The 12,368-nt window shown below is 46.8% G+C and carries 8 protein-coding genes; 5 read left to right on the forward strand and 3 right to left on the reverse strand.

The annotated features are described in order from the left end of the window. Positions 1–129: 129 nt before the first annotated feature. From R3E63_05480 to R3E63_05500, 5 genes are read left to right on the forward strand one after another with little or no spacing between them, the layout of a single operon-like run. Complete coding sequence (locus R3E63_05480) at positions 130–2,988, forward strand: MASE1 domain-containing protein (GenBank protein ID MEZ5539401.1); 2,859 nt, start codon at positions 130–132, stop codon at positions 2,986–2,988. A 34-nt stretch (positions 2,989–3,022) separates the two neighbouring features. Continuing rightward, positions 3,023–4,420 carry a pyruvate kinase gene (gene pyk / locus R3E63_05485; protein ID MEZ5539402.1) on the forward strand — a complete coding sequence of 466 codons (1,398 nt, stop codon included), beginning with the start codon at positions 3,023–3,025 and terminating at the stop codon, positions 4,418–4,420. A gap of 13 nt (positions 4,421–4,433) precedes the next feature. After that, the gene (locus R3E63_05490; protein ID MEZ5539403.1) at positions 4,434–5,255 is read left to right on the forward strand and encodes a ScpA family protein; all 822 of its coding nucleotides are present in this window, start codon (positions 4,434–4,436) and stop codon (positions 5,253–5,255) included. A 29-nt stretch (positions 5,256–5,284) separates the two neighbouring features. After that, a complete protein-coding gene (gene scpB, locus R3E63_05495) occupies positions 5,285–6,010 on the forward strand; it encodes an SMC-Scp complex subunit ScpB (GenBank protein ID MEZ5539404.1) in 726 nt (241 codons plus the stop codon). Beyond that, positions 6,010–7,029, forward strand: a complete 1,020-nt coding sequence (locus R3E63_05500) for a pseudouridine synthase (GenBank protein ID MEZ5539405.1) — start codon at positions 6,010–6,012, stop codon at positions 7,027–7,029. Before scpB ends, R3E63_05500 begins: the two co-directional genes overlap by 1 nt. 70 nt (positions 7,030–7,099) lie before the next feature. On the opposite strand, the gene R3E63_05505 is transcribed toward R3E63_05500, so the two are convergent. From R3E63_05505 to rne, 3 genes are read right to left on the reverse strand one after another with little or no spacing between them, the layout of a single operon-like run. Further along, positions 7,100–7,594 (reverse strand): DUF934 domain-containing protein, encoded by a 495-nt coding sequence (locus R3E63_05505; protein MEZ5539406.1) that lies wholly within the window; start codon positions 7,592–7,594, stop codon positions 7,100–7,102. Further along, positions 7,587–9,242 (reverse strand): nitrite/sulfite reductase, encoded by a 1,656-nt coding sequence (locus R3E63_05510; protein ID MEZ5539407.1) that lies wholly within the window; start codon positions 9,240–9,242, stop codon positions 7,587–7,589. Before R3E63_05510 ends, R3E63_05505 begins: the two co-directional genes overlap by 8 nt. 43 nt (positions 9,243–9,285) lie before the next feature. Continuing rightward, positions 9,286–12,000 carry a ribonuclease E gene (rne, locus tag R3E63_05515; GenBank protein ID MEZ5539408.1) on the reverse strand — a complete coding sequence of 905 codons (2,715 nt, stop codon included), beginning with the start codon at positions 11,998–12,000 and terminating at the stop codon, positions 9,286–9,288. Positions 12,001–12,368 lie beyond the last annotated feature (368 nt).

The raw sequence follows: 12,368 nt of genomic DNA on the forward strand, positions 1-12,368 counted from the left end.
ATGCGTCTATGATAAAAGTTTGCACCACAGCGTGACAGTGTGCGTTGCATCACACGAATGTTGTAGAGAAGTCTGCGTCGCGGTATTGTCTACCCATCTAATCGACCATTTATGGAAGCTGGGGTGCTCATGAACGGAGTGCTAGACAGGAATGTTTATTCTGCAGGGTTGACCTATACCCTGCGCACCATTGTCTTGGTGTTGAGCTACTGGGCAGCAGCGCATTTAGTGCTCAATTTTTTTGCCACCGATAAAATCATTGCGCTGTTTTGGCCGTCGAGCGGTATTGCGTTGGCGGCACTGATGATTTGGGGTTGGCATTACTGGCCTGGTATTTTTTTAGGTGCTTTTATTGCTGCTTATACCAATGGTGTTGGCCACCACATTCCCACCTCTTTAATTATTACTGGCGCTAATACTTTGGAAGCTTTGCTCGCATGGGCATTGTTGACGCATGTTTTTCCTATTCAATCTGAGTTGAGAGAAACACGCGATTACTATCTTTTGGTGTTAGTAGCGGCGATTGCCGCCGCTGTGAGTGCCTCTATCAGTTTGAGTGGCTTGATATTTTTTGGCCATGTTTCCGACAGCAATTGGGTTATGTCATGGATGTATTGGTGGCAGGGCAATGTATTAGGGATGATTCTTTTTGCACCTTTGATTTTAGTGTGGAAAGAAAAACCAGAAGTTGAATGGAGTAAGAGATCACTGCTGTGTAGTGTCGTGTGTGTTGTCTTGGCTTTTTTTAGTGGACAAATCATTTTCTTAGGGTGGTTTGATTCTTTTTTTTCTGGTTACGCAGAACCTTTTTGGATGTTTGTTTTTGTTATGTGGGCCGCCATTCGTCTAGGTCGGCACGGTGTGCTGTTAATTATTCTGATGATTGCTGTGCAGGGCATTCTCAGTATTCTTGATCATTCGAAAGTGTTTGCTGCTGAAGACGCAAGCTTGGCATTGCTTCACTACTGGGTATACATGGTTGTTCTCACCATGGTGGGCATGAGCCTTTCTTTGGTTATGTACGCCAATCGCGGCAGTGAAAAAGCGTTGCGCGAGAGTGAGGAGCGTTGGAATTTTGCCTTGGAAGGCTCTGGTAACGGCGTATGGGATTGGGATATGGCACAAGAAAAAGTGCATTTATCCCCATTTTTTATTCGTATGTATGACTACTACGGTGACAGTATTATCGCCACACCTGCGGCTTGGTCAGAAATCGTTCATCCCGATGATATGGGGCAAGTGTTATTTGACTTTGATGAGCATCTTGAAGGGAGAACGCCTTTTTACGAAAACGAACACCGTGTGCGCTGTAAAGATGGAAACTATAAATGGATTTTAGATCGTGGAATGGTTGTGCGTTATGACAAAAAAGGAAAGCCTCTGCGGATGGTGGGCACGCACAGTGATATCAGTGACAAAAAGGTAGCTGAAGCTAGATTGCTTGAGGCAAATGTCTTGTTGGAACAGCGTGTCGCAGAACGCACAGAGGCATTGGAAAATGCAAAAAAAGAAGCGGAAGCATTAACACAGGTAAAAACAGAATTTCTCTCCAATATGAGCCATGAAATTCGCACGCCAATCAGCAATATTATCAATATGTCAAAAATGGTTCTCGGGACAGAGTTGCATTCTCGGCAGCGTGACTATCTAGAAAAAATTCAAGTATCTAGTAGGCTGTTGTTGGAATTGGTTGATGATGTGTTGGATTTTTCCCGACTTGAATCAGGGAAGCTGCATCTCGATATTGCCCCCATCAATCTTCAAAATATCGTTACTTCTGTTGTTGATTTGCACAAAGAAAAAATAGAAGCGAAGAAGCTTGCTATACGAATAGATGTGGATGAAAGACTGGATAAGGATTTGCTCGGCGATGCTGTGCGAATTAAGCAGATTCTTTCCAATTATGTGAGCAATGCCATCAAGTTCTCGGATAAAGGTAATGTCACTATCAGAGTATTGGTCGTGGCGAGTAGTGTGGCTAATGTATTGCTGCGTTTTGAAGTGAGTGACGAGGGTATTGGTATCACACCCGCCTTGCAGAAAAAATTGTTCGCGGCTTTTCAACAAGCGGATATGTCGTTGCGCAGGAAATTTGGTGGCTCAGGGTTGGGCTTGGCCATTAACCGCCGCCTGTCTGCCATGATGGGAGGCGATGTTGGTTTTGACAGCCAGAGCGGGAAAGGCAGTACTTTTTGGTTTACTGTGAGGCTGACGCGTGCAGATGCTCCAGCCACCGCTGAAATACGCGAGGTGGCCGAGGTAAATATTGTGGAGCAGCGGCTGCACGATACTCGTGTGTTGCTAGTAGAAGACGATCATTTCAACCAGCAAGTTGTACAAGAATTGCTGGAAATGTCGGGTGCGAAGGTAGTAACTGCCAATAATGGCCAAGAAGCACTCCAGAAAATGAGCGGTCAAACTTTTGATTGCGTACTAATGGATTTGCAGATGCCGGTTATGGATGGCTTGGAGGCAACTCGACTGATTCGTGCAGATGAGGAGCTGCGCGATACGCTGATCATTGCTATGACAGCAAATATCTGGGGTGACGGCATGGAGCGTTGCTTTGTTGCTGGCGTGAATGACTTTCTGGCCAAGCCGGTGCAGCCAGACATCATGATAAGAACTATAGAAATATGGGTGGCGTGCAATCTCCAGAAGCCTGTTGATATATCTGTACTGATGGATGCATTTGACGGTGATGCGGTAAAAGCGATCGATGAAGTCGGCCGCTTTGTACGGCATGCTTGGGGCGAAATCGGTAAGTTGCGTCGCGCCGTTGAAGTGCAGGATGTGGACGCTGTACGGGAAGTGGTAACCACCATGCAGCGTTCGGCACGCAAAATAGGGATTAAAAGTTTTACGACTATCAGTGACTCTATTATTGGAGCGCAGCAGTTAGAGGTGCAGCAGCTAGCCATATCTGCCATACGCCAATTCAGTCGAATTTTGGAAAGAATTACCCAACAGTTGCAGCTGAAAGGCTAAAATAGCTCGCCAAGAATGTAGCGAGATCTCTGCTGTGAGAAAGACCAAAATTATTTGCACGATCGGCCCTGCCACTGAATCGTATGAAATGCTGAAAAAAATGGCACAGGCGGGCATGAATGTTGTGCGTCTCAATATGTCCCACGGTGATCACCATTCGCACGCTAAGGTCATTAAAGCTGTCAAAACACTGAATAAAGAGTTACAGCATCCCATTCCATTGTTGTTAGATACACAAGGGCCTGAAATCAGAACAGGCACGCTAAAAAATGATCTAGAGTTAAAGCGCGGCGATATTATTTCTGTATCAGCGCGTGCTGATGATGTTGAATCTACCTCGCTGAATATCAATTATCACGATTTAATCAATGATGTAAAAATCGGTGACAAAATTACCGTTGATAACGGCATCATCAATTTAGAAGTTTTAGAAGTTCAAGGGCGCGTGATGCGCTGTAAAGTATTGGATGGTGGTCGTCTTAAAAGTCGTCGCCATGTAAACCTGCCTGGCATTCGTGTCAATTTGCCAGCGATTACCACCAAAGACCGTGAAGACATTCTGTTTGGCATGAAGCAAGAAGTGGACTTTATTGCGCTGTCTTTTGTGCGTGAAGCGAACGATATTCGCGAATTGCGCAAGTTGCTTGGTAGCAAAGCCGATAAAATTAAAATTATTGCTAAAATTGAAGATCAAGAAGGTGTAAAAAATATTGAGGAAATTGTTGCTGCTGCTGATGGTGTGATGGTAGCGCGTGGTGATCTCGGTGTAGAAATTAATATCGAAGACTTGCCTAATGTGCAGCGTCAAATCGTGCGTTTGTGTCAGGAGCATGGCAAACGGGTTATTGTTGCAACACACTTATTGGAATCGATGATTGAGAATCCGATTCCAACGCGCGCAGAGGTAACCGATGTTGCCAATGCTATTGAGGAAGAAGTCGATTGCATCATGTTGTCAGGCGAAACGACGGTAGGGAAATATCCACTTCGCTGTGTTGAATATATGGATCGCATTGCGCGAACGACAGAGAAAGTTCCAGGGTTGCGGCTTTGCGATAATTTGATAAAAGATACGGACAAACAGCATCTGGCGCATTCTGCTGTGCAATTGGCAGAAAATATGGAAGCACGCGGTATCGTGGTTATAACTCGACGCGGCATCATGGCAAATTTAGTGACCAATTGTCGCCCAACAAAAACGACAATTTATGCATTCACCAATGACAGTCGTACACGAAGACAAATGAGCCTCAACCGTGCCTTGGTTTCACATCGATTGGCATTTTCAAGTGATCCAGAAAAAACCTTGCTGGCAGCGTTTGAAATTTTGAAGCGCGATGATGCTTTTCAATCTGGTGATAAAGTGGTTGTTATTTCCGATGTGATTTCTGGTTTAGGCGTGGATGCCATCCAGATTCGCAGTGTTCCTTGAGTAGCAAAAAATTATGACAACGGAAGAAGCGGTAAGTACGAAGCTTTCGCCAGAGCAAGCGGAGATGCCGTTTGCAATTGTGCATGGCAAAGGTATTACAGAGCTGCCCAAAGACCTTTATATACCGCCTGATGCGCTAGAAGTTATTCTTGAGGCTTTTGAAGGACCTTTAGATTTATTGTTGTATCTCATTCGTAAACAGAATTTAGATATTCTCGATATCAATGTTGCTGAAATTACTCGACAGTATATGCAGTACATTGAGCTAATGGATGCAATGCAGTTTGAATTAGCGGCTGAATATTTGGTCATGGCGGCTATGTTGGCTGAAATTAAATCTCGTGTCTTGTTGCCGCGTTCTTCTGAAGCAGAAGAAGACGAGGAGGATCCTCGTGCGCAATTGATTCGTCGTTTGCAAGAGTACGAGCGATTCAAACAAGCAGCTGAAGATTTGGATGCATTGCCGCGAGAGGGGCGCGAAGTGTTTATTGGTGGCGCAGAGCCGCCAGAGCGCGAAAGTCGCCGTGCAGATCCCGCTGTTGATATGAAAGAGCTGCTGCTTGCTTTAGCAGAAGTTTTGCGTCGTGCCGATATGTTTGAAAGCCATCAGGTTGAGAGAGAGCGTTTATCGACGCGTGAACGAATGTCGCAAGTTTTAGAAAAATTAAAAGATGGCCAGTTCATGCCTTTTGTAACCTTATTTACTCTCAAAGAGGGCAAGTTGGGTGTGGTGGTAACTTTTCTTGCTGTCATGGAATTAGTCAAAGAATCACTGATTGAGCTTTTGCAAACAGAAACCTACGGCCCTATTCATGTTCGTGCAAAAACGAGTTGATAGCAGCTGTTCACAATAGTGATAAAAATATGAGTCAATTTGATAAAGTACAGCTTAAGAAAATTGTGGAAGGTTTGTTGCTTGCCAGCAATGAACCGCTCTCTGTTAAACGCATTGCAGAAGTGTTTGCTGACCAAGAAGTGTTTGGTGATGCAGAAAAACCAGATGCTGAAGAAATTCAAGCAGCGATTGAAGAAATTGCGGCTGATTGCCGAGACCACGGCTTTGAGTTGAAAGAAGTGGCAACGGGTTGGCGCTATCAAGTGCGGCAGGAATTTGCATTGTGGGTAGGGCGTTTGTGGGAAGAAAAACCGGTTCGCTACTCGCGCGCAATTTTGGAAACGCTGGCGTTGATTGCCTATCGTCAGCCGATTACACGCGGTGATATCGAAGAAATTCGTGGTGTAGCGGTAAGTACCGCCATCATAAAAACACTGATGGAAAGGCAGTGGGTGCGTATCGTTGGGCATCGTGATGTGCCGGGTCGCCCTGCGCTGTATGCCACTACGCGTCAATTTTTAGATTATTTCAATCTCAAAAGTTTGGATGAGTTGCCATCGTTAAGTGAAATTCGCGATATCGATAAAATCAATGCTGAACTGGATTTTGGTCAAGACCAGCAAGTCATAGAAGCTTTAGCGCCGCGTCTTGCAGAGCAGGCAGGTGGCGAGATGGTTGACGATGCTGAGGAAACGGTTGAGCAGATATCGCAAGATCCTGCTACTGATATTGATACTGCACCGGTGCTGCACTGATGTCTGAACATAAAGGTAAGTCTACTCGCGGCACGGATAAAGCGAAGCCTGCATCGCGCACATCAAGTAAAGCCAAACCTGCTGCTGAAAAAAAACCACACAAGCAAACAAGTGAAAGAAAAAAGCCAGCCGTAGCAACAACGACTGTAGCAACTGAAAAATTACAGAAATTATTGGCGCGTGCGGGTTTTGGTTCACGCCGAGAATTGGAAACGTGGATTGCAGAAGGGCGCGTGACCATCAATGACAAAGTAGCCGGATTGGGTGATCGCGCAACTTTAAATGACAAAATTGGCGTGGACGGAAAGCCCATTTCTTCTACGCGTTTAGCTGGCCCGCGCGTGCGTGTGCTGCTGTATAACAAACCAATCGGCGAAATTTGCACACGCTCTGATCCTGAAGGTCGCCCAACCATTTTTGAACATTTGCCAACGCTAGAAAAAGGGCGCTGGATTGCTGTGGGGCGACTGGATATCAACACCAGTGGTTTGTTGATTCTGACTTCAGATGGTGAGTTGGCAAATAAATTAATGCATCCGAGTGCACAAATAGATCGTGAATATTTAGTGCGTGTGATGGGCGCAGTGGATAACGATATGCTGCAACGCCTGCGCGATGGTGTCGAGCTGGATGACGGCATGGCGCGATTTACGGATGTTGGACTTTTGCACAAAGACGAAAGCGAAAGCATTAACCGTTGGTACTGCTGTACTTTGATGGAAGGTCGCAACCGTGAAGTGCGTCGTATGTGGGAATCACAAGGATTGCGTGTTTCTCGGCTAAAGCGCGTGCGTTTTGGGCCTGTGACGCTGGCTAATAAATTACCCGAAGGGCGTTGGCAAGAATTAACGCCAGGTGAAATGGCAATTTTGTATCAGGAAGCTGGCTTACCCGTACCGCCTATATCCGCGCTAACGCCAGCTGACAAAGAAGTAATGAAACGCGAGCAGCGTAAACCTATGCGTTCTAGAGCTTCAGCAGAAAAAATCAGCGGTAGAAAACCGCGTAGAACGATCTAAAAAAGCAGCTCAAAAAAAGAGCTGCTTAAAAAGTTTTTGTTACAAAAGATGGATTTGCTTTCAGCGCAATTTACATTCTGCGAAAAAGTGGCTGAGGCTGATCCACTGAGCACTGATAGTATTCAGTGAAATCATTTAATGATTCGACGGCTTCTTCTAAATTGATGTGCTCGGCCAGTACAAAGCTGCTGACGCCACAGCGCTTCAAGTAACACATCTGCTCGCGCAACACATGACCAAAAACACGGATATCGCCGGTGTAGTTGAAGCGTTGCCGCAACATACGCGCTGTAGTGAAGCCACGGCCATCGGTAAAAATAGGAAAATGGATGGCAATGAGCGGGAGCTTTTGTAGCTGCTCAGTCCACTCGGTTTCAGTAAAATCTTCGCTATCAAACCAAATAGCAATGTCCTTGCGGTCTTTTACACTTTCATAGTGAGTTTTCCATAAAGCGTAAGGCAACATTAATTGCTCACCTTGAGGAATATCAGTGACATCTTTTTCAATCTGTTGCCAGTTACTTGTCACAACAGTGCCGTCTTTGATAATGCGTTGCTCAGGCATAAGCGCGTTCCTTAAACTGATCAATGCCGATGCGACGATAGGTTTCAATAAAGCTTTCACCGTCCAATCGATTTTCTACATAAACATTCAGAATTTTTTCGATAACGAGAGGTACATCATCCTGCGAAAATGAAGGGCCAAGAATATCGCCCAAGGTTGCATTTTTACCAGAGAATCCGCCAAGCGATATTTGATAAAACTCAGCCCCTTTTTTATCAACGCCTAAGATGCCGATATTGCCGACATGGTGATGTCCGCAAGCATTCATGCAGCCAGAAATATTCAGTTCAATATCGCCAAGGTCATACAAATAATCTAAATCATCAAACTTTCTTTGAATGGCTTCAGCAACAGGAATTGACTTTGCATTGGCTAATGCACAATAGCTTCCACCAGGGCAGCAAATAATGTCATTCAGCGTACCAATATTAGGTGCGGCAAAGCCCAGCGGTTTAATTTTTTTCCACAGCTCATGCAGGCGAGTGCCATCAATATCGGCTAAAACAATATTTTGGAAGTGTGTTGTGCGCGCTTCGCCAAAACTGTATTCATCGGCTAAATCAGCAATGGCATCAAACTGTTTGTCCGAGACATCACCAGGAATCACGCCTGTGGGTTTGAGTGATAGCGTGACAATGCGATAGCCAGCTTGTTTGTGCGGGTGCACATTGCGACTCATCCAGTTGGCAAATGCTTTGTCTTCGGCGGCAAGTTTTTCTAATTGTGCAGCGACAGCTGTTTCATCCAACTGTTTGTAATCAGGTGTAGAAAAATGCTTTTTAACGCGCTCGATTTCTGCTTCGGTGAGCGTGGCGGGGCCATCTTTAACCAGTGCCCATTCTTTTTCGACTTTTTCAGCGAAGCCTTCAGGACCCAACGCTTTGACAAGAATTTTGATACGCGCTTTGTGCTTGTTATCGCGACGACCCAATAGGTTGTAGGTGCGGATAATCGATTCTAAATAAGTCAGCAAATGTTTTTCTGGCAAAAACTCACGAATCAGTGCGGCGATGCACGGTGTGCGACCTAAGCCACCACCGACAAATACGCGATAGCCCACTTCACCTGCATCGTTTTTGGTCAATTCTAAGGCGATGTCGTGAATCAAAATCGCTGCGCGATCTGATTTGGCGCTGTTCACGGCAATTTTGAATTTGCGGGGTAAAAAAGCAAACTCCGGGTGGAAGGTTGACCACTGACGAATAATTTCGCAGTAAGGGCGAGGATCCATCAATTCATCAGCAGCGACACCCGCAAATTGATCGGTCGTGGTGTTGCGCACGCAGTTGCCACTCGTTTGAATGGAGTGCATTCCAACGGTGGCTAGCTCGGCAAGAATACTGGGTACTTCAGTTAAGCGCGGCCACATGAATTGAATGTTGGTGCGCGTAGTGACATGCCCGTAGCCTTTATCGTAGTGACGAGCGACATGCGCCAACATGCGCAGTTGTGCGGATGACAATAAACCGTAGGGTACTGCTAAACGCAACATCGGCGCGTGGCGCTGAATGTAAAGTCCATTTTGCAAACGCAGTGGTAAAAACTCGGCAGGTGCTAATTCGCCTTTAATAAAGCGATCCATTTGCCCGCGAAATTGAATAACGCGTTGACCGAGAATTTTTTTATCAATGTCTGTGTAGGCGTACATGTTTTTTACACACTCGAACGATTGAAATCACTCTATAAAAAAATTATTGCGGTATAGCTTCAGTAGCACTCTCTGTACGCTTGCTGCGAGGATCGTTAGCAGGGCGTTTGCGTTGCTGCCTCGCTGGGTCAGGTTGTGCCATCTCGGTAGGTGCAACGGGTTCTGGATTGTTTGCTTGCACAGATAAAATAGTGAACTCGCGTGGTTCTTTTTTCGGATGCAAGCGCGGATCATTACTAGGGCGTGTGCGCACACGAGCAACAGGCGCTGACGACTCAGTCGTGGCTGCTGGAGCAGTTGTCTCAGCCACTGGCGCAGCAGCAGATTCAACTTTTGGCGCAACTTGTTGCTCTAGTTTTGCTTCTACTTTTTTCTCTACAGGCTTCTCCGTAGGCAATATTTCGCTTGCTGTAGTTGTTGTAGGCATTGAACTGTGTACTGGTGTAGTTTCTTGTGTGGCCTCAGTTTTTACTGGTTCAACAGATTGAGTTTGTGGTGCAGCAGGGCGCGAAGGTGCAGCCTGCGTATCAGCAACAGGAGCAATCACTTCATTTGCTGGTTGTTCTGTTGTAATCAATGATTGCTGTTGCGGTTGATCCGCAGCATTGGGGCGATTGCGCTGTCTGTCATTGCGTGGGCGTTTGCCAGACGGACGACGCGCTGGCGCATCACCGTTATCTTGTTGTTGCGGCGCGCGATCTTCATGGTTGCGCTGTTGCTGCTGCTGTTCATTACGAGCGACAGGTTGTTGCGCGCCTTGTTGTGCATTATTTGGGCGCGTATTTTGTTGCTGTGGTTTTTGCTGTTGATTATTTCTGCGGTTTTGATCACCGCGATTTTGTTCGTTTCTGTTTTGATCATTGCGCGGCGCATTGTCATCACGGTCACGGTTATCACGATCACGATTATTGCCGCGCTCGCGTTGATTGCGATTGTGCCCATTGCGATTATTGCCACGACGGCGCTGATCGTTATTGCGATCGCGCTCTCGCGGTGCATTTTTCTTTTCCGATTCTGGTGCAACTTCTTCTACTTTTTCAGCATCGCCAAATAATTTGCTGAACAAGCGCGTCATAAAACTAGCTGATTTTTTCTCGCTGTTTTGTGGCGCGGCAGTAGGAGCTGCGGCTGTCACTTGCTGAGACTGTGGCGCAGGCGTGCTCGGTACGGAAATTTGTACGGCTGCAGCTTTGGGTTGCTGTGATGGAGCAGAGGTGTCATCAATTTCTTGATGCTGCGCATCGTTGTATTCAATTTCAAAGCTGGCTTGTGCGAGTTGTGCGTCATCATCGCGCAAACGCTGGATGTGGTAGTGCGGCGTCACCATATCTGGGTTAGGCGCAATTACAACGCGGCACTGATGGCGTTTTTCAATTTCACTGATTTGTTTGCGCTTTTCATTCAACAAAAAACTGGCAACAGAAACTGGCGTGATTGCGCGCACTTCAGAGCTGCGTTCCTTCTGTGCTTCTTCTTCCAACATGCGCAGCAGAGCCAACGCAATAGATTTTGTGCCGCGAATCGTACCTTGACCATTACAGCGCGGGCAGATGTGACCAGAAGTTTCGCTGAGTGAAGGGCGCAAACGCTGGCGAGACATTTCCAGCAAACCAAAGCGTGAAATGCGTCCGACTTGCACGCGCGCGCGATCCATTTGCAACGCATCGCGAATTCTGTCTTCTACCGCGCGCTGATTTTTTGGTGAATTCATGTCGATAAAATCGATCACCACCAAACCGCCCATATCGCGCAAACGCAACTGGCGTGCAATTTCATCGGCTGCTTCTAAGTTGGTGTTGGTCGCTGTTTCTTCAATGTCGCCGCCTTTGGTGGCGCGTGAGGAGTTGATGTCGATAGACACCAATGCTTCCGTTACATCGATAACAATCGCACCACCGGAAGGCAATTTCACTTCGCGTTCAAAAGCGGTTTCGATTTGGCTTTCAATTTGATAACGATTGAACAGCGGAATGCTGTCTTGATACAGCTTCACTTTACTGTGGTAATTCGGCATCACCTGTTTGATAAACGCAGACGCCAATTCATAAGCGGTACGGGTATCAATGATCACTTCACCGATGTCTTGGCGTAGGTAATCGCGAATCGCACGAATGACGACATTGCTCTCTTGGAACAAAAAGTGGGGCGCAGCGCTGTTATCCGCTTCTGTTTTGATGGAGTTCCACAGTTGCAGCAGGTAATCCAAATCCCATTGCAGTTCTTCGGACGAGCGACCAATACCTGCGGTGCGCACGATGGTTCCCATGCCTGCAGGTAAATCCAAACCGGCGAGGGCGTCTTTCAGATCGGAGCGGTCGTCGCCTTCGATGCGGCGTGAAATACCGCCAACACGAGGATTGTTGGGCATCAATACCAAATAGCGACCAGCGAGGCTGATAAAGGTGGTGAGTGCCGCACCTTTGTTGCCGCGCTCCTCTTTGTCAATTTGAACAATGACTTCTTGGCCTTCACGGATGACATCGCGAATGTTGATACGGCCTTCAATTTCGTTGGGCTGTTTGCTGAAGTATTCGCGGCTGATTTCTTTCAGAGAAAGGAAGCCGTGGCGTTCTGCGCCGTAATCCACAAAAGCCGCTTCAAGGCTGGGCTCGACGCGAGTGATTCTTCCTTTATAGATGTTGGCTTTTTCTTGGCGACGGTTGGTGTGTTCGATATCGAGGTCGTACAGTTTTTGACCATCAACCAGTGCAACGCGGAGTTCTTCCGGTTGGGTTGCGTTGATTAACATGCGTTTCATATTTTTTTATTCCTATCAGGTATTGGCTTAACGCCAATGCAATGGCTATATGCGTGCATTGCCCTGCAGGACGGCTGGGTCAGCAGACGAAGAGTGTCCGGTTTCCCTGTGCTGCGCTAGTGTTAGCGTCTTGTGCAACAGGAAGTGCATCACGGAGGCTTTCTGCCTGCCTTTGTGTACGCTTTATGCCTATTTAGGATGGAAGGGCACAAAGCGAGAAATTCAGTCATCGCTACAGGATGGGCAATGCGGTTTGCCTGCGGTACAGGCTAAATCCGGTAACTGGCAGCGTGTCTTGTCGGAGCTGCGCGATACCACCCTCTGCTCACAGGGTTGGTTGATTGAACCAACACAAATGTGGGCGTGTC

The organism is Pseudomonadales bacterium (assembly GCA_041395665.1).
Classification (GTDB): Bacteria; Pseudomonadota; Gammaproteobacteria; order Pseudomonadales; family UBA7239; genus UBA7239.